Source organism: Herbaspirillum sp. ST 5-3 (assembly GCF_004804275.1).
GTDB lineage: Bacteria > Pseudomonadota > Gammaproteobacteria > Burkholderiales > Burkholderiaceae_D > Noviherbaspirillum.
On sequence record NZ_STGI01000002.1, the window covers coordinates 447,910 to 466,345 of the forward strand.

Consider the following 18,436-nt stretch of genomic DNA (forward strand, 5'->3'; position numbering starts at 1 on the left):
CTCAGGTCACCGCATCACGCGGCGCTGCGATGTCGTATGTCTTGTTGTCCAGGATATCCGCCAGGATTTCCACCGCATCCCACACATCGACAAAGCGCGTATACAAGGGCGTCAATCCGAAACGCATGATTGCCGGTTCGCGATAGTCGCCGATCACCCCACGCCCGATCAGCGCCTGCATCACCGCATAGCCATGCGGGTGCGCGATGCTGACCTGACTCCCGCGCCGCGCGTGTTCGCGGGGCGTGACGAGCGATAAGGGATGCTTTCCGCAGCGATCCTCGACCAGTTGAATGAACAGATCGGTCAAGGCCAGCGACTTTGCACGAATGGCGCCCATGCTGGTTTGCGCAAAGAGATCAAGCCCGCATTCCACCATCGCCAGCGACACGATTGGCTGCGTGCCGCAAAGTGCGCGGCGGATGCCGTCGATTGGCCGGAATTCGGCTTGCATGTTGAAGGGCGCTGCGTGGCCCCACCATCCCGACAGCGGTTGCCGAAAACCCGCCTGATGCCGCGCCGCGACCCAGATGAAGGCAGGAGCGCCGGGGCCGCCATTGAGATACTTGTAGGTGCATCCGACCGCAAAGTCGGCCTTGTCTGCATTCAGATCGACCGGCACCGCGCCGGCGGAATGCGCCAGGTCCCAGACGGTGAGCGCGCCGCAGGAATGGGCGCGTGCGGTGAGCGCTTTCATGTCGTGCATGTAGCCGGTGCGATAGTTCACGTGGGTCAGCATGACGACCGCAGTTTGTGCATCGATCGCGGCAGGCAGATCTTCGGGAGAATCAACGAGGCGGATTTCAACACCGCGCGCGAGCCAGGAGGACAGGCCCTGCGCGATGTAGATATCGGTCGGGAAATTGGCGCGCTCGGTCACGATGCACTTGCGGCCCGCACGTGACGGGCTGCTTGCCTGCATGTGAAGGGCTGCCGCCAAGGCCTTGAACAGGTTGATCGATGTCGTGTCCGTCACGACCACTTCGTTGTTCGCGGCGCCGATCAATGGCGCGAGCTTGTCGCCCAGCTGGGAGGGCAGGTCAAGCCAGCCGGCCTGGTTCCAGCTGCGAATCAAGTCGTCGCCCCATTCCCGAACAATGACCTCCTGCGCGCGCGCGAGCGCCGCCTTGGGTCGAGCGCCGAGGGAGTTGCCGTCAAGGTAAATCACGCCTTCCGGCAAGGCGAACTGTTGGCGCAGTCCAGCCAGCGCATCTGCGGCATCCATGGCCAGGCAATCGGATCGCGTCGTCATCGTGCGTTTCCTCCCAGGGATCGCAGCACCGCGCGTACCGGGCTGGCGTCCATTGCGTGCAGTTTCAAGGGCAGGGCGATCAGTTCGTAATCCGCTGCCGGGATTCCGTCCAGCACGATCCCTTCAAGGATAGCCATCCGATGCTTTCGCACGGCATGGTGCGCGTCCATTGTTTTGGATTCCTGTGGATCGAGCGATGGGGTGTCGATGCCAATCAGCGCGACTCCATGCTCGGCGAGCAGCGCGATGGTATCGGCTGCAACGCTGGCAAACGCAGGGTCCCAGGAAGCCTGCGGCGCGGTGATGTAAGTGCGCAATAGCACGCGCGGTGGAACATCATTTAAAGCATGTGTGATATGGCGCGGCTCGACACGGCTGATGCCGATGCAGTCGATGACGCGACACGGACCGAGATAGGCGTCGAGCGCGACGTCATCGATCGACGTGCCACGTGCGTCGTAATGTGACGGCGCGTCGCAGTGCGCGCCGGTATGGGTCGACATACTGATGCGGCTGACCTTGACCGGGCAGCCATCACCCATCTGCCATGTGGGTTCTGCATGAAATGCCGTATCGCCTGGCCAGACTGGCGTGGCGGAGGAGATGACGGGACTGATATCCCAGAGGGTTTTCGAATCGGGCATGCGCGTTTCCTGCAAACGTGATGAATAAGTGTAAGACGAAAGCCCTGAATTTTTGTTGCTGATTCTTTCTGAAAATTCGCCGAAATTCGAATACAGTACGAGAAAATCCTCCAAATCTGAACAATCATTCGAAATGAAACTCGATACCACCGACTTGAAGATTTTGACGCTGCTGCAGGAAGACGGCCGGATGAGCAACCTCAATCTCGCCGAAAAGCTTTTCTTGTCGCCGTCTTCGTGTCTGCGACGGGTCAAGCTGCTGGAAGAGAGCGGCATCATTAGCCGCTATAGCGCAGTGCTGAATACCGAGAAGCTCGGCCTTGAGGTCGATGCCTTTGTGCAGGTGACCATGCGGCGCGATGTGCAGCATTGGCACGAAAACTTCAGTGCGGCGCTCAAGGGCTGGCCCGAGGTCATCGGCGCGCACATCATCACCGGCGACGCCAACTATCTGTTGCGAGTGAGGGCGCGCAATCTCAAGCACTATTCGGCTTTCATCCTCGAGAAACTGTACAAGACCGAAGGCGTGCTCGACATCCGCTCCAATGTGGTGCTCGAGACCATCGTGGATACGCAAACCATTCCGGCCTCGCTGCTCGATCGATGAGCTTGCAAGCGAGCGTTCGCCGCATTGACTTCACCGAGCCACTGCGGGCGGACTCATTGTGCCGGCACCTTTTCGCATAGCCGCCAGTACTTGCGCAGCAATTGCACGATATTGATATCAAGCCCCGGCGTCATAAACGTCCAGATGCTGTCTTGCCTCGCCATGCGAAGCAAACGCTTGGCCTTGATGTTGACCTCCTGCACGGGCAATGCTTGTGTGCGGTAGGCTGACTCATCCGCTTCGATATCGCCATCGCTCTTGAAGAAAAGCCATTCTTCAACGAAACGCGATTGAGCGCGCTCCAGTTCATGTCCTACCGACTCGGGCACCGGACAACGGATCTCGTCCCGGGTAGGTGGATAGTCGATGGTCCATGGGCCGTATACATCGTCCTGCACGCTGCGATAGAGGTGCGGCGTGCGGTTCGCGTAGAAGTGTTCGACCATGAAAAAGGCTGCCGAGAAGTACAGGCTTCTCGCTTCGATGTGCCAGCCATAGATGTCATCACCGGACTCGAAATAAAACAACGCAAAGACAGAGCCCAGTTTTCCTGGCGAATATGAAATGTATATCTTGGGCTGCATTCATTCATAGCCTAAGCAAGCTGACGGAAACCGGCTGTCACCGTTGGCGAAGATTCTGTCTTGCAGTCCGGATGAGGCATAAGAATCCAATGGATACGAAATGCGAAACAGGCTGCGTACCTTCATAGACAAGCCCTGGTTCGGCTGGTTCGCCTTGATGGATGTGCCGAGCTATTCCCCCTTCATTGAATTGAAATTTCCAGCGCGGAATAAGCCGCGCAAATTACGGATGTGAGTGAAGAGGCGTGGCTTTTGATCAAATTGCCCTTCGATTAAATTGGCTATTCTCTGAACCGATTTGCCAGGCTGGGTAATTCGGATTAGAACGCGATGGATCGAAGCGCCCCTTGTTTCTGTTCGAGGATTTCGCAGCGCCGGCAGATATTACTTGGACATAACGCGAGAGGAAATCATGAACACACAACGAGTAGCGCTGGTCACAGGAGGCATGGGCGGCCTGGGGGAGGCAATTAGCAGGAAGCTGTTCGCCGCCGGATATCGCGTGGCTACAACCTACTCTCCCCATAACGATCACGCCGAGGCGTGGCTCAAGGAACAAAAGGCGCAAGGCTTCGATTTTTCGGCATACAAGGTGGACGTCTCCGACTTCAGCTCATGCGAGGCAGGCGTGATGAAGGTCGTCGGTGATCTGGGTCGGGTCGACATCCTGATTAACAACGCAGGCATCACACGCGATACGACGCTCAAGAAAATGTCGCTGGAGGATTGGCATGAAGTACTCACGACCAACCTCGACAGCGTATTCAACATGAGCAAGCCAGTGCTTCACGGCATGCTGGAAAACCAGTGGGGACGCATCGTCAACATCTCCTCGGTCAACGGGCAGAAGGGAGCCTTCGGGCAGACAAACTATTCCGCCGCGAAGGCGGGCGTGCATGGATTTACCAAAGCACTGGCGCTGGAGGTTGCAAGCAAGGGCATTACGGTAAATACGGTCTCGCCCGGCTACCTGCGGACGAAAATGGTCATGAAAGTGCCCAAAGAAGTTCTTGAAACAAAAATTCTTCCGGAAATCCCGGTGGGCAGATTGGGTGAGCCTGATGAAGTTGCCGGCCTCATTGCCTATCTTTGCTCCGAACAGGCAGGGTTCTTGACGGGAGCGAATATCGCCATCAACGGCGGTCAGCATATGTATTGAACGAAGCCGCGGCGGCCGGGCTGCGGCCGCCGTTCCAGTTTCGATGGCGCCGCTGACTCGAACCTGGACCAGGTACGTCAATCGGCGCCGTTTGACACTCTGCATCGATGAAATGTATTCCAATCGGGATCGCGCTTGATTTGTCTCAAGCGCGGTTGGAAGCGAGTGGAAGACTGTCCTGAATGCGCACAGAATATACACGGTTCATCTCACTACATCCCATTATTAATTCTCTTTGCAGCCCGCCCTGCAGACAGAATCGCAGGCGGCGTGGATTGCCGGAGTTGCGCGCGTAACCGGCGCGCTGGACACGATGGGATCTGCTTCCTTGGCCGCAAGATTGATACAGCGGGAATCATCGAAATGCCGACGGATGTCGGGAACTGGAATGTATTGAGCTTCTTGTACTTCTCTTCTCATCTTTCTAGGAGAGCAATCATGCAGAATTTTTTGAATCCATTGGTCACCATGTATCAGACCCAACTGGAAGCATCGCGACGCTTCGCTGATGCGTTGTTTTCCGGTACGGAGAAAATAGATCGTGTCGTCATCGGCGCATCGCATCGTGCCTTCAACGAGCAGCTGAATTTTGTCCAGGCGATGGCGGCCGCGCGCGACCCCCGTAGCGTAGGAAGCACATTGCAATCCGGTTTCTTGTCTCGCAATCCCGACGAGGCGATGAACTATCAGAAGGAAATAATGCGGATTTTCGCGGAAATGCAGAATGAAATCGGCCGTTCGATGCAGGATTATCTTGAACAGGTCGGTTCGCATGCGACAAGCACCGCCACGGCACCGCTCGAGACCGCGCAGGACCAGGCGAACGATGCCGTGTTCAATCCGATGACAAGCATGTTTTCCGTGTGGGAGTCCGCCTTCAAGGAAGTCGCCGACCTCGCCAAGAAGAACATGATGGCGGCACGGTCTACTGCCGAGAACGCTGCGCGGCGGACAATGCAGAGCGCGGGTAATTACGCGAATGTGGCCAATGTCGCGACCGGTTCCGCGCAGGAAACAGCGACCAGCGCTGTCGATAGTGCCGCCAGTGTCGCGACGCAGGCTGCAAGACAGACGGCAACAGTTGCGGAAGAAAGCGGCGACGAAAAAAGGGGAATTCCCCCCGGTGGCGGGAAGCGCAAATAGGCATGCCGCGACCTCGGCGAAAAAATACATGCCCAAAAAAATAAGCCGACGCTGCTCGGCTTATTTTCTTTCAGAAGAACTGGCGGAATGTTTACCGCCGCAGCTCCGGCATCGGACGTCACGCCGTTGCGAATTGTCCCCAGTCGGTATCCGGCTGCTCGGGAGATTGGGGGGTTGAACGTGCCTTCTTGGCGGCGACTTGCTTTGCGCGCGAGCTGGATGGAGGCAAGCGGCGCAAGGTCTTCAGTGCCTCGGGATCCTTGATGCCGATTGAACGTTGATCAACGGTAATCAAGCCGATTTCATTGAATGCAGATAATGTGCGGCTTACCGTTTCCAAGGTCAAACCAAGGTAACTGCCGATTTCATGCCGCGTCATGCGCAGATTGAACAGCTTGCTCGAGTAACCCATTTCGGCATAACGCTCCGACAAATTGACCAGGAAGCGCGCCACACGCGCTTCGGCGCTGAGTGCACCCAGCATGCTGACCATGGCCTGTTCGCGGACCAGTTCACGGCTCATCACACTGTACATGGCATGTTCGAACTCGACATGCGCACGACCGAGTGCGGTGAGTTTCTTGAACGGAAGCAGAATGAGGTCGCAGTTAGACAGGGCAACCGCTTCGGATGCATAGCGCTTGGTATGGATGCCATCCACGCCGAACAGATCGCCTTTCATCGGGAAACTGAGCACTTGCTCGTTACCGAATTCGTCGATCAGAACGGTTTTCAGAAAACCGGAATGAACGATATACAAGGTATCGAAGGGCTGCCCAATCGTATGGATACGCTGGCCGGTCTTGAACTGGACGTGCTGGAACAGCAACTCTTCGTCGGTATGGATCGCTGCCGAAGGAATGCGGAGGACATCACACAGTTCCTTCAGGTTCGACCAGAGTTTTCCCTGACGTTGCCATCCTGCTTCCAGAGAAGATGAATGCAGGGCAGAAGCTGATGAATCGGAACGGATGTCAGGCATTTGCGAGGACAACATGGTCATCTCCTAATTCAGATAATTCGACACATTCATCGTGCGTCAGCTCAACCTGCTCGCACGAACGTTAAATTCGTCTCCGCCGATTTTTGGAATCGCCTCCTTGGGCGTTTAAACATGCTCAGGCTAGATAGCGAGTTGCTTGCCTGGCATGCATCATGCGAAGTGCTCAGTATCGCAATCGCAACAAGCAATTGCTATCGGTGCGGGCTGAATTGGAATGTAGGGGACAGTCAGCTGTTGTAGGATTATTCCTACAGCGCGATGCTGAATTTTCCGAATTACAGTCTTTCCACGCAGGAATTATCGGAGTTAAGCATCACGTTTTTGATGCGCAGCCCAACAGCCTCTCGGCGAGGATTGCGAGAGCTCATCATAGGAGAAAGTGGGAAAAGAAACTGCTGCGCTCAGTTCTTCATTGGCCCGAGCAGGCGATGCTGTACCGCGTACTGCACCATCTCCGCCAGCGAATTCATATTCATCTTGGTGAGAATGCGCGTTTTGTGCGTACTGACGGTTTTGGCGCTCAAATGGAGGAAGTCGGCGATTTCGGTGATCGACTTTCCGCTAACCAGGAGCGTGAACACTTCAAATTCCCGGTTGGACAGCTGTTTGTGGGGCAAATCCTCATTGGCCGGCATGACATCCATCGCAAGCTGCTCGGCAACTTCGAGGCTGATATAGGGACGTCCGGAAGCCACCTTGCGGATCGCGCTGACCAGCTGCGTCCCGGCGCTTTCCTTGGTGAGGTAGCCGCGCGCGCCGGCACGAATGGCACGTACGGCGTACTGCTCTTCTTCATGCATGGTCAGAATCAGGATCGGAAGTTTTGGCACCTCGTCCTTGATCTGGCGAATCAGTTCCACGCCACTGCGCCCGGGCATCGACAGGTCGAGCATCAAGAGATCAAATCCGCCCTTGCGTACATGGGCGAGCGCCTCGAAGCCGTCGACGGCTTCACCGACGACTTCAATGTCATCGGCACCATCGAGAATGCGCTTCAAACCTTCGCGCATAATAGTGTGGTCGTCAGCGATTACGATACGGATCATAGGCGTTTCGTTGGCGTATGCGGAATAGGTTCAGAGTAAAAAATCGGTTCTATCGGAATGGTGGCGTGAATGGCGACACCGTGCGACTCAAGATTCCGGATGCTGATTGTACCGCCTAACATGAAAATCCGTTCCTGCATTGCAATCAGGCCGTAACATCCTGGTTTTCCCTCGCAGCCTGATGCCATGCCGATTCCATCATCCTGAATCATAACATCGACCTGATCGTCGCTCCGGACAAATGCGATACGGGCGTGACTGGCGTGCGCGTGGCGCTCTATGTTCGACAATCCTTCCTGAATGACGCGGAAGATCGCCGACTCGATCGGATCGCCAAGTTTTGCCATCATGCCGTGCGTTTCAACCGAGCATTTGACCTGGGTCTTTTTCTGAAAATTTTCGGCCATCCACTCGACGGCGGGCAGCAGCCCGAAGTCATCCAGCAAGGGAGGCCGCAACGCGGATGCCATGTTTTTCGTCATGGTGATCACGTTGTCGAGCAGGCCTTGCATCTGCGCCAGACGGGCGGGCAAGCCTTCGTCGGTGCTTGGCAGACTGTTCTCAAGCCAGTCGAGATCCAGTTTCAGAACGCTCAGGCGCTGGCCAATGTCATCGTATAGTTTTTTCGAGAACCGCCTTTTCTCCACTTCAGTTGCCTGCTGTGAAGAAACCGCCCATTTGCGCAGTTCGGAAGGTCTAATTGAACGCTGGCTGCCTTCGGACGAGGCTTCGGGATGCAGCCTTGAATCATGCAGGATCAGTGCGAGAAACAACTCGCCATGCACGGTAATGCGGGAAATGCTGGCGTCGAGGGACAGGTGCGCTCCGTTGGAATGCACGCCTTTCAGCTCAAGCTTGCTTCGCCGGCCGTGCATCCGTATCGCGGCCAGGCGATCCATTCGGCGCTTCTGATCGCTGCTGATACGCGGCGGCATGAGAACATCGAGTGATTGCTCCAGCAACTGCTTGGCGGGATAGCCGAACATCCGCTCCACCTTTTGATTCACCAGCACGATCTGTCGCGCCGCGTCCACAATGATGACGCCATCCATTGCGGACTGAATGATCGACAGCAATGACGGCCCGACTTTGCTGGCAGGGAATCGGGACAGCGTGGTGATGAAGTTCGGCAGCTTGCCGGTGTTGTATTCCAATTGGATGGTCATCACAATTCTCTATTGCCAGAGCCTGTTTGACGGTTACTCGTAAGCGCCCCCGGGCGCGATTCGATCGCAAGAAGCCGCAGGCAAACCTGTCTTTGCAGACAGGTCCACGGTGCTATATCGGCAGTTGATATAAAAGGGGCGCTCATACACGTGGTTTGCCGCATTTCTTAAAAAAATATTCGCATCATCTTCGTGCCCCGCCTGCACGAATCCGCCTGCTGTTGCAGTCGCCGGCGTTACCTTGGTGCGCTAGCCGCGAGAAGCGCCGGTGCTGTCTTGGGTGTCGATTGAAAAATGATCGCTATTTTCGATCGTACTGGCCGCTGTAATGGTTCGCTTTGCGCTAACCGATATCCGACGGCTTTTGCCGGTTGGCATATGGCGCGAGCTCCCGCTATTGCGAATATGCACTCTTCCGGATCTGAAATTTCATATCGAAACATCGGATGGAAGTTCATGCATACCTGCCTATGACCGTCGCAAATTCAAATTAACAGACAAAATCGAAAGCAGATTGAGAAATCACAATCGGCCCCTTGCTGAAAGACAAGTGAAGGCCTTGGCTGGAGCGAGTCACTCTGTATACGCATGGCGAGCAGTGCCGATTCAAGGTCAAGCGATCAGAAAGAGCGATGCATCAACAGGTCGGCGCAGCTTGAGCGTGGATGGGAATAACGATCTTGATCGTCGTCCCTTTTTCGTTCCCGCTCTCGATTTTCATTTCTCCGCCAAGTGCGCTCGCCCGTTCCCGCATGCCAATCAGCCCGAATGAACCAAGCTTGTGCAGGCACTCCTTCTGCAAGCCTCTTCCGTTGTCACCCACGGTCAGTGCGATGGACGTCGTGTTGCAATCGATCTGCAGCCGGACCAATGTCGCGCATGCGTGCTTGACGACATTATTGAGCGCTTCCTGCGCCATGCGAAAGAGCGCCGTCGCGACTTTCGGATCCAGCGCCGGCTCCAATCCTGAAAACTCGAGACGGCAGGTCAGCTGATGCCGTTTCTCGAAATTTCTGACCATGGCCCGCAATGCGTTGAACAGGCCAAGATCATCGACCATTTTCGGCGGAAGATCGGCGAGGATGCGCCGTACCGAGATCACCATCGTATCCACAAGGTCGTTGATACTGCCGAGATATTTGACGGCTTCGGAATCCTGGTTCGACAAATGCTGTTTGAGCGTGCACAGGTCCAGCTTCATTGCTGCCAGCAGTTGCCCGAAATCGTCATGCATTTCATGAGCCAGCCTTCGTTGCTCTTCAACGCGCAAGGTATCGAGCGCAGTGATCAGCTCTTGCAGTTCGCCATGCGACCGCTCCAGTTCTTCCTGCGCTTGCTTGCGCTCGGTGATATCGATGATGGCGCCTTGCAGAAAGAGTGGATTGCCATCGTCGTCGACGATCACGCGCCCCTCATCATGAAACCAGCGCATGCTGTTGTCGCGCCTGAATATGCGATAGTCGATCAGATAACCGCTCCTGGTTTCGACGGCGTGCCGAATTGCTTGAAGAACCCGGTCGCGGTCCGCGGGATGCAATTGCCTGATGCGCAGGTCCGGGTTGGAACACCATTGCTGCGGGCTGAAACCGAGTAGTTCTTCAATGCGCGGGCTGACGTAAATGTTTCCGTCGGCATTATTCAGTTGCGCGATGTAAGGCATGCCAGGGAGCTGTTCGACGAATGACTGCAGCCGCGCTACAGACTTGGCACGATTCAGTTCCGCTTGTCTGCGCCCGCAGTTTCTTCGCCTGCGCTCTGTAATGTCGCGCAAGACTCCGGAAAATGTGCGCCTTTGATTGCCGTTCGACATGGACTCGATATAGTCATACAGATAGCCCATGGCATTTTCGGAAGTGGCGCAGCGCGGCTCGACGTTTCTAATGTCTTTTTCGAGGATTGATTTTTGTATTTCAGCGCGGATATGCGTTTGGTCGTCAGGGTCGATGACAGCACTTGCACATGCTTCCCCGCGTAGCGCCTTGGCATGCCTGTTAGCCTTGTTGTCGCATGGCTCCTTCTCGGATGGCTTCGAAAGAATGACAGTCTTGCAGCGCGGAAGATGTAGCGAGAGATAGTCGAACAGCCTGCGTCGGCCATCCCGGTCGGGTGCGGGATTGAGCAGGAGGAGGTCTGGCTTGAGTTCGGCCAGGCTTTGCGGAGGCACAGATTTGCTGCTCGTTACGCCGACAAGTTCGACGACGGGAATATCGTCGAACATGCGCAACAAGCTACGCCTGACAGGGCCTGAGCTGGCCACGACGAAAACCCTGACAGTGTTTCTTGGAGCTTCCATAGCTGGATGCGCTGCGTTTTGCCCGGACGCGCGGTATATTCAGTCGCGCCAAGAATGGAGCATGAGTCGCATAACCGTATCAATATGGTCGCAGAAAACGGATTCGATTCCGTTGACTGTCCAAACTTTGAGCTAGCTCAAATCGCGAGCTTTAGCAGAAGGAATTGTCAGCCTGGTTCCACGGAATGGTGCGTATCGACAGGAAGCAGGATGTGTATCTTTGTACCGTCGCCTGGTTGGCTCTCGATACGAACTTCGCCATTCAGAGTGGCGACGCGCTCACGAATTCCAATCAGACCGAATGACCCGTTTTTCCGCTGCGCACTCGGCGTCATGCCTTTCCCGTTGTCCGCAATGCGCAGCCCGACACTTTCGTTTTCCACTTCAATGCTCACCGCGACCTGTGTCGCTTCGGCATGCTTCGCAACGTTATTGAGCGCCTCCTGGACCATTCGATATAGCGCCGTCGCAATCCTTTGCTCTATAACGAGCTCCTGCTCGGGCAGATCGAGGAGGCAGCCAATCTTGTATCGTTTCTGGAAGTTGGATGTCAGCAATCGAATGGCGTTGATCAGTCCGAGATCCTCGAGGATCTTGGGAGGCAGGTCCGAAATGATGCGACGTACCGAGGTAACCATTGTATTGACCAGATCGTTGATGCCCTCCAGTCTCTGAATTACCTTGGCATTGTTTTGCGGCAGGTATTGCTGCAAGTCCGACAGATCCATCTTCATTGCAGCCAGCAATTGACCCAGGTCGTCATGCATTTCCCTCGCCAATCGCTTTTGCTCTTCTTCTCTCAAGTCATCAAGGACGGAAACCAGTTTTTTCAGTTCGTAATGAGAGCGCTCCAGGTCCTGTTGCGCCAGCTTGCGTTCGGTGATGTCGAACATGACGCCTTGCAGAAACAAAGGCTCTCCGTCGGAATCCGCCACAATGCGCGCTTCATCATGAAACCAGTGCAGGGAGCCATCCTTTGCATAAATGCGATAGTCGATGCTCAGCGGCTCCCGGCTTGCAATCTGTGCAGCCAGCGTTGAAAGGACATCGTCTCTATCGTCTTCGTGCAACTGGCGCATGCGTAACTCGGGGTCCGCACACCATTCCTCGGGCGTGAAGCCGAGAAGACGCTCGATCCGATCGCTGATGTAGACGTTGGCGCCGCGTTCATCAAGACTGCTGATGTACTGCATGCCTCCCAGTTGCTCGATAAAGGTTTTATATCTTGCCGTGGATTCCAGCCGCTCGTATTCAATCAGTTTGCGTTCGGTTATATCGAATGCCTGGCCGAGGAAGATCTTTTCACCATCCGCCGTGGATGCGAACTCAAGGAAGTCGTAGATGTGTTTGATCGTGCCGTCCGAGGAGAGAATGCGGTATTCGGACACCGTGCTTTCGGCATCGCGCAGGGCCTTGCGCACAAGCGTCCTGACATTGGCACGATCTTCCGGATGCACGTAGCTGTCGATATACTCTTCCGTCGATAACGATCCGCATGCAGGGTCCCGACCGACTATCCGAAACATTTCCCGGGACCATTGAGTGGATTCATGGGCAGTGTTCATGACCACATGGATCTCATAGGTGCCGAATTGCGCGATAACCTGCGCACGGTCATACCAGGCGGCGCTCACGCGATGGGATACGGCCGAAGCCTTGATTGAGCCGGACAATCGCCTGTGCCGGGCGGCGCGCACAAGGCAAGACAATGCGATGCCGAGGACCACTCCCGCCGCGAGCGCAATCTGCAAGTCGACAGAGCTTCGCTTGTCTTCGTTCTGTCGGCCAAACGCGAAATAAGCGAGCGTCATGGCGATGATCACGATCAGAGCGGTAGCGCCGCACGCCAGGACGGCATTCATTCTCGATCGGGGCAAAGCAGGAGTCGGGAGCCGCGTTTGTCTCATAAAGTCCTTCCCCCTACGCAAGAGCGCCGATCGGCGCTGAACGAATTCATTATTAGGTAGCTTCGCTTGGTAAGCGGCAAGCTATCGCGGCGCTGTTTTGTTGCACTGCGATGGATAGATAATATTGAATATCAGACAACGTGGCAAGTGGGAAGGCGCGGCAAGCAATGCACGGCACATGGGACGATTTCCCTATGAAAACAGCCCCATGGAATCCTTGTCTTGAGCGAGTAGAGTGCAGGGGCAGGCTTTGCATGGAACCATTGGGGCTGATGCCTGCCGTTTACAATCCATTTACAATCCATTCCTTTCAATCAGGCACGAGGCGGTCTTGCCGGAGATTCTGAAAAGAATGGCCGCCTGATCGACTACCGTCGGAAGCGACACTATCATTGCGGATCACAACATCTATGGACATTCAGCTCGGCGACATCAGCCATATCATTCAGCTTGCCATCGCACCGGTCTTTCTCCTGACCGGTGTAGGCACAAACCTGACCGTGCTGACCAACCGGCTTGCCAGGATCATCGACCGTTCGCGGATACTGGAAGATCGTATCGCGGCTGCGAATGACGTCGATCATTCAGACGCTTATGAAGAGCTTGCCACGCTCTACCGACGAGCGCATCTGATCAATCGCGCCATCACACTCAGCACCTCCTGCGCGCTATTGGTCTGCATCGTCATTGCTGCACTGTTCATTGGCGATGCGCTGAATCTGGAGCTCGCAAAATTCATTGCGCTGTGTTTTGTCCTCGGCATGTTTTCACTGATTGGCGGTTTCGTTTGCCTGCTGCGCGAAATCTTCGTTGCGACAAGAAACCTTTCGATGCGCAACATCGTGGCGCCTCCGCGAAAGGGCGCGTCGGCCGAATAAGGCACTCATGCGAGCCGGCGCGAGTGCTTATGCGCGAACTTGTCGCGCTTTCGAGCCCGCCAGGGTGTGACGGAAAAGCGACCGGTGCTGTTGTTTTCGTCGACGTGCCGATGAAGGTCTGTATCAATTGCGATATGCTCTCAGTCAACAGATTTTGTGATCAGGCTGGCCAGTGAAGCTATTCACTGGCCACTCAATTTGCAACGTGGCGCCTCCGAAATAAGGTCTCCTGAATGAGTGGAAGTCCGTTCCGTGTCTTGCCTGGCGCCGCTGCGCTATTGCTGGGAGGAGGCGTGCTGATTGGGGAAAGGCTATTCTCTGACTGGCTCGATCGGCATGCTGCCGCGCTTTCCTACACTGGACTGAACGCGGCCGTGTGTTTTGTGCTGGCCGGTGTCGCGTTATTGAGTGCCGGCCAGGGGCGGCGGAGTACAAGGACGCTGCAGGCGACTCTGGGCGCCGTCATCTTGCTGCTTGCGCTTGCAGCGTTGATCCAGTGGGCCGTTGCTTACTATCCGTCGGACGCTGCGTGGCGCTATCTCCTCAACATTCAGACGGAGGGGCGGGGGCGCGTTTGGCCTGGTGTGATGGGCGTGGCGACTGCCGCGGCATTTCTGATGTGCGGGATGACGCTGATCATTCTCGCGACGGTTACTGGTGTCGCATCAGGCATTCTTGCACAATGCCTGACGGCCGGGATGATCGGCGTGGCGCTCGTTGGCATGTTCAGCGGCGTGCTAGGGAACATTCTGTTCTATCACCAGGGGGCGGGACATACTCTGATCAATTTGCCGAGCGCTGCCGGGCTCGCCGTGCTGGGCGTGGGACTACTATTCTGGCTGTCGGATACCGAGTGGTACCGTTCGTTCTACCGTGATCGGGAAGATATCAAGATTTTCGCAACGGGCATTGCGCTGTTTGCGTTGATCGCCTTGATCACCGGATTGACTGTGATCGCGATCATCGGGCGCTACGCGATGAACAGTTTTCAGGATTCTTTGCTGGCGTCGTTCAAGTCCAATGTCGAGCTGTTCCAGTCCTCCCTGGAGACGGCGGTGGACCGCAGCACCGAACTGGTCGCGATGTCGAGACTATCGCGTCTGGTGAAGGAAAAAGCTCCGGCAGCGACGCTCCGAAGCGAGATCGATCGCATCTTGAAGGTGGCCGGGGAGATGGACATCAATGCGCTGCGTGTAGTGGGGGCGCATGAAAATCTTCTCGCGGCCCGCAATGACGAAGCCTATTCGGGGGAATTCAGCACGCAGCTTGTGTCGTCTGTGCCGGCCGCGCTGTATTGGCGCGATGGATGGCGCGTGCGGATCCGCATCCCACTCATGGATGACGACAGGGAAGTCGGATCGGCGATTGTCGTCGTCGGCCTGCGCCACTTCGACAAGCAATTCGAACGGATGAATCAGCTTGGCCGTTCAGGTGAAGGCAGGGTGTGCACCGCGGAAGTCGAATGGATGCGCTGTTTCCCCTCGCGTTTTTCCCGTGACGTGACCAGTTATCCGACAGACCTGATGCCGTCGCGCAGCCGGAGTACCGCGATGGCGCTTGCCCTCGCCGGCGAGAATGGCGTTGCCGGTGTTTCCGACTTTCGCGGCAACGACGTCATTGCTGCCTATGGTCAAGTCAACCGCATGGGCCTGGGCTTGGTCCAGAAGATTGACACGGACGAGTTTTATGAACCGCTGCGGCATCAGCTATGGCTTGCCTTGCTCGGCTTGATGGTGCTGATACTGGCGGGTGCCGGCGTGCTGTACTGGCGTACCAGACCGCTGGTCAAGGGCCTGCTGCACACGAGGGCGCGCCTGGATGCGATTCTCAACAACGTACCGGCGGGCGTGGTGATTGCCGATGACCGGGGTCTGATTGAATCGGCCAACCGGACTGCCGAGCAGATGTTCGGATTCGATTCCGGCAGACTGGCCGGCAAGCATGTCGGTGAGTTGCTCCAGTCCGGCACCGACGGCATTCTGCTGCTCACCCCCGGCGTGCAAGTGCTCGACGGACGTCGCAAGGAGGGGGATTCGTTTCCTTCTGAAGTGATTGCCAGCGAATTCCTGCTGGGCAGGGCGCGGCGGCAAATTGCGATCGTTCTCGATATTACCGAGCGTCACAAGATGAGCCTGATGCTGAAGAAGTGGGCGGACATGTTCGAGAGTGTGGATTGGGGCGTCGTCGTCGGGGATGCCGAGGGCAAGCTCCTGGGCCAGATGAACCCGGCATTCGCTCGCATGCACGGCTATACCGTCGAGGAACTGACAGGGCGTGCCATTGCGGAGGTCTTTGCGCATGAGGAACGCGCTACCCTTGCCGACCGTATCCGCGAGGGCAACGAAAAGGGGCGGCATTCCTTCGAGTCCATGCATCTTCGCAAGGATGGCTCCACCTTCCCGGTATGGATCGATGTCACCGCGGTCAAGGATGAGCAGGGGCGCGTGCTGTATCGCGCGGTCAACGTGCTCGATATCAGTGAGCGCAAACGCATGGAGCAGCAGCTTCGCCAGAGTGAGCATTTGTTGCGCAAGGTGCTCGATTCCTTGCCGGTGGGGGTGTGGGTTGTCGATGCGGACGGCAAAGTCGTGATGACGAACCCGGCGGCAGGGCTCATTTGCGACAGGAGTGCGCCGGGGGCAGTGAATGCCGACAGTGAATGCAAGGGTTGGGAGCCCGAAACGGGGGCGCCGCGCACACCTTGCGACTGGAGCATTGCGCGCGCGTTGCACGATGGCGAAACCACGTTGAATGCGACCATCGAAGTCGAATGCGCTGGCGGCTACCGCAAGATCCTCAGCAGCTCGGCGGTGCCGTTGCTGGACGAGCGAGGCAGGATAAGCGGCGCCGTGGCGGTCAACCATGACATTACGCGAGAACGTAGTGCAACGGAGGCGCTGCGGAAGAGCGAGGCCAGCCTTGCCAATGCGCAGCGCATCGCCCAGCTGGGAAACTGGGACAGCGAATTTGCATCGGGGGAGTTGTATTGCTCGGACGAGGTGTTCAGGATCTTCGGTTTGGCGCCTCGGCAAGACAAGCCGCGGCTTCGCGCATACCTGGCGCGCGTGCGTCGGGATGACAAGAACAAGGTGGTGACGGCCATCCGCGATGCGCTTAACGGCAGCGCCCGGCTGGATATCACCTTCCATCTTGCCTTGCCGGATGGCGCGGAGAAAACGGTACAGGCGCAGGCGGATGTGGTGTTCGACAGCGCCGGACAGGCCGCCAGCATGAAGGGCATCGTACAGGACATCAGTGAGAAGATCGCAGCCGAGAAGTTATTGCACAAGCGGGCAGAGCAGTTCCGCGCCCTGGTCGAGAACTCGCCGGATGTGATCGCGCGATTCGACCGCGACTCACATTGTGTCTATGCCAATCCCGCCATCGAAAAGGCGGTCGGGTTGCGCTTTTGCGAGATTGCCGGCAAGGCGCCCGACGAGTTTGGCCTTCATCCGCAGGTTGCTGCCATGTGGATGACATCGATCAAGAAGGTGTTCGTGACCCGGCTCGCGGACAGCTTCGATTTTTCATTGCGCACGATGTCGGGGGAGCGCCACTTCCAGGCTCGACTGGTTCCTGAATTCGGTCCTGACGGGCGTGTCGGCAAGGTGCTGGCGGTAGCGCGCGACATTTCGGTGATCAAAGGCGGCGAGGCGGTGTTGCGAGAAAGTGAACAGCGCTTGCACGGAATCACGACCAACATCCCCGGGATGGTGTTCCAGTGCCAGTTGCGGCTGCGCGACAACGCGCTGCGCTTTACCTATGTGAGCGAAGGCTCGGTGCCGCTGCTCAATCTGCGCCCGGGCCAAGTGCAGTTCGACCGGGATGCCATTCCGAATCTGATCGTGGAACAGGACCGGGCGGCGTTTCACAACAGTCTGGAGCAGTCGGCGAGGACCATGGCGGTATGGAATTGGGAAGGCCGCGTGATGGATGGGCAGGACGAGCGCTGGATCAACTGCCGGGCCACGCCGCGTTTGAATACCAGTGACGAGGTAGTGTGGGAAGGCGTGATGTTCAACATCAGCGACAGCAAGCGCACCGAGGAAAAAATCCGGCAGTCTCGGCAGTTGCTGCGTGAGTTGTCGGCGCACATGGAAAGCGTGCGCGAAGAGGAGCGCAAGCGCATCGCGCGCGAAGTGCATGATGAACTCGGTCAGTCGCTCACGGCGCTACGCATGGATGTGTCAATGCTGCGATTGAACTTCGGCTGGCAGAATCCGCAGTTGCTGGACCGGATACAATCGATGACAGAGCTGGTGGATCGCACGATTCGGATCGTGCGGCATGTCACTTCGACGCTGCGGCCGGCTGCGCTCGACCTTGGGCTGACTGCGGCCATCGAATGGCTGGTAGAAGACTTCATCGGGCGCACCGGGATTGTCTGTATGCTCAATACGGATGGATACGAGGTCGTACTGGACGACAGCCGGGCGACTGCGCTTTTCCGGATCGTCCAGGAGTCTCTGATGAATGTGGTCAAGCACGCCGAAGCGAGCAAGGTGGAAATCTCGATAAAGGAAGAACCGGACCATGTCTGCATCGAAGTAGCCGACAATGGCAAGGGCTTCGCGTCGGAGTCCAGCCAGAAACCGGGCTCATTCGGGCTGATCGGCATACGGGAGCGGGCATTGATGATCGGAGGTACGCTGGAAATTCATAGTGTGCCGGGACAGGGCACCCGAGTCTGGATATGCATTCCGTTCGAGACGCAATGAATTGCCGGTATTGCGGGACAATTCGACACGATAACA

Annotated in this window: 13 protein-coding genes; 5 read left to right on the top strand and 8 right to left on the bottom strand. The window is 56.7% G+C overall.

Going from position 1 to position 18,436, the window contains the following annotated elements; translation table 11 throughout:
* Nucleotide 1: 1 nt before the first annotated feature.
* The gene (gene kynU / locus E6W33_RS05690) at nt 2-1,252 is read right to left on the bottom strand and encodes a kynureninase (RefSeq protein WP_136415230.1); all 1,251 of its coding nucleotides are present in this window, start codon (nt 1,250-1,252) and stop codon (nt 2-4) included.
* Nucleotides 1,249-1,896 carry an arylformamidase gene (kynB, locus tag E6W33_RS05695; protein WP_136415232.1) on the bottom strand — a complete coding sequence of 216 codons (648 nt, stop codon included), beginning with the start codon at nt 1,894-1,896 and terminating at the stop codon, nt 1,249-1,251. The genes kynU and kynB overlap by 4 nt, the downstream gene beginning before the upstream one ends.
* A 133-nt stretch (nt 1,897-2,029) precedes the next feature.
* Here kynB and E6W33_RS05700 point away from each other — a divergent pair, with 133 nt between their 5' ends.
* Entirely contained in the window at nt 2,030-2,503 is a 474-nt protein-coding gene (locus E6W33_RS05700; protein WP_136415235.1) for an Lrp/AsnC family transcriptional regulator, read from the top strand.
* A gap of 53 nt (nt 2,504-2,556) precedes the next feature.
* Here E6W33_RS05700 and E6W33_RS05705 read toward each other — a convergent pair whose 3' ends face one another.
* Complete coding sequence (locus tag E6W33_RS05705; protein ID WP_136415237.1) at nt 2,557-3,087, bottom strand: hypothetical protein; 531 nt, start codon at nt 3,085-3,087, stop codon at nt 2,557-2,559.
* A 412-nt stretch (nt 3,088-3,499) separates the two neighbouring features.
* On the opposite strand from E6W33_RS05705, the gene phbB reads away from it, so the two are divergent.
* Together phbB and E6W33_RS05715 are read left to right on the top strand one after the other, a co-directional pair.
* Nucleotides 3,500-4,246, top strand: a complete 747-nt coding sequence (gene phbB, locus E6W33_RS05710) for an acetoacetyl-CoA reductase (protein WP_136415239.1) — start codon at nt 3,500-3,502, stop codon at nt 4,244-4,246.
* A 438-nt stretch (nt 4,247-4,684) separates the two neighbouring features.
* Entirely contained in the window at nt 4,685-5,389 is a 705-nt protein-coding gene (locus E6W33_RS05715) for a phasin family protein (protein WP_168798542.1), read from the top strand.
* 118 nt (nt 5,390-5,507) lie between these two features.
* Here the strand turns inward: E6W33_RS05715 and E6W33_RS05720 are convergent, their stop codons facing one another.
* The 5 genes from E6W33_RS05720 to E6W33_RS05740 all read right to left on the bottom strand — a co-directional run bounded on the left by E6W33_RS05720 (nt 5,508) and on the right by E6W33_RS05740 (nt 12,759).
* Nucleotides 5,508-6,320 (bottom strand): helix-turn-helix domain-containing protein, encoded by an 813-nt coding sequence (locus E6W33_RS05720; RefSeq protein WP_136415741.1) that lies wholly within the window; start codon nt 6,318-6,320, stop codon nt 5,508-5,510.
* A 473-nt stretch (nt 6,321-6,793) separates the two neighbouring features.
* On the bottom strand, nt 6,794-7,438 hold the full coding sequence (locus E6W33_RS05725; RefSeq protein WP_136415241.1) for a response regulator transcription factor: 645 nt from the start codon (nt 7,436-7,438) through the stop codon (nt 6,794-6,796).
* On the bottom strand, nt 7,435-8,604 hold the full coding sequence (locus E6W33_RS05730) for a PAS domain-containing protein (protein ID WP_136415242.1): 1,170 nt from the start codon (nt 8,602-8,604) through the stop codon (nt 7,435-7,437). Before E6W33_RS05730 ends, E6W33_RS05725 begins: the two co-directional genes overlap by 4 nt.
* A 637-nt stretch (nt 8,605-9,241) precedes the next feature.
* Nucleotides 9,242-10,822: a PAS domain-containing protein gene (locus E6W33_RS05735; protein WP_168798543.1), complete on the bottom strand. Its 1,581-nt coding sequence runs from the start codon at nt 10,820-10,822 to the stop codon at nt 9,242-9,244.
* 242 nt (nt 10,823-11,064) lie between these two features.
* Nucleotides 11,065-12,759, bottom strand: coding sequence for a PAS domain-containing protein (locus E6W33_RS05740; RefSeq protein ID WP_168798544.1), 1,695 nt, complete (start codon nt 12,757-12,759; stop codon nt 11,065-11,067).
* A 455-nt stretch (nt 12,760-13,214) separates the two neighbouring features.
* On the opposite strand from E6W33_RS05740, the gene E6W33_RS05745 reads away from it, so the two are divergent.
* Nucleotides 13,215-13,682: a DUF2721 domain-containing protein gene (locus E6W33_RS05745; protein WP_136415245.1), complete on the top strand. Its 468-nt coding sequence runs from the start codon at nt 13,215-13,217 to the stop codon at nt 13,680-13,682.
* A 233-nt stretch (nt 13,683-13,915) separates the two neighbouring features.
* Nucleotides 13,916-18,400 (top strand): PAS domain S-box protein, encoded by a 4,485-nt coding sequence (locus tag E6W33_RS05750; protein ID WP_136415246.1) that lies wholly within the window; start codon nt 13,916-13,918, stop codon nt 18,398-18,400.
* Nucleotides 18,401-18,436: the final 36 nt, after the last annotated feature.

What these genes read in the sequence shown, in the direction of transcription:
- kynU (WP_136415230.1), bottom strand. Translation starts at nt 1,252, where the DNA reads ATGACGACGCGATCCGATTGCCTGGCCATGGATGCCGCAGATGCGCTG.
- kynB (WP_136415232.1), bottom strand. Translation starts at nt 1,896, where the DNA reads ATGCCCGATTCGAAAACCCTCTGGGATATCAGTCCCGTCATCTCCTCC.
- E6W33_RS05700 (WP_136415235.1), top strand. Translation starts at nt 2,030, where the DNA reads ATGAAACTCGATACCACCGACTTGAAGATTTTGACGCTGCTGCAGGAA.
- E6W33_RS05705 (WP_136415237.1), bottom strand. Translation starts at nt 3,087, where the DNA reads ATGCAGCCCAAGATATACATTTCATATTCGCCAGGAAAACTGGGCTCT.
- phbB (WP_136415239.1), top strand. Translation starts at nt 3,500, where the DNA reads ATGAACACACAACGAGTAGCGCTGGTCACAGGAGGCATGGGCGGCCTG.
- E6W33_RS05715 (WP_168798542.1), top strand. Translation starts at nt 4,685, where the DNA reads ATGCAGAATTTTTTGAATCCATTGGTCACCATGTATCAGACCCAACTG.
- E6W33_RS05725 (WP_136415241.1), bottom strand. Translation starts at nt 7,438, where the DNA reads ATGATCCGTATCGTAATCGCTGACGACCACACTATTATGCGCGAAGGT.
- E6W33_RS05730 (WP_136415242.1), bottom strand. Translation starts at nt 8,604, where the DNA reads ATGACCATCCAATTGGAATACAACACCGGCAAGCTGCCGAACTTCATC.
- E6W33_RS05735 (WP_168798543.1), bottom strand. Translation starts at nt 10,822, where the DNA reads ATGTTCGACGATATTCCCGTCGTCGAACTTGTCGGCGTAACGAGCAGC.
- E6W33_RS05740 (WP_168798544.1), bottom strand. Translation starts at nt 12,759, where the DNA reads ATGAATGCCGTCCTGGCGTGCGGCGCTACCGCTCTGATCGTGATCATC.
- E6W33_RS05745 (WP_136415245.1), top strand. Translation starts at nt 13,215, where the DNA reads ATGGACATTCAGCTCGGCGACATCAGCCATATCATTCAGCTTGCCATC.
- E6W33_RS05750 (WP_136415246.1), top strand. Translation starts at nt 13,916, where the DNA reads ATGAGTGGAAGTCCGTTCCGTGTCTTGCCTGGCGCCGCTGCGCTATTG.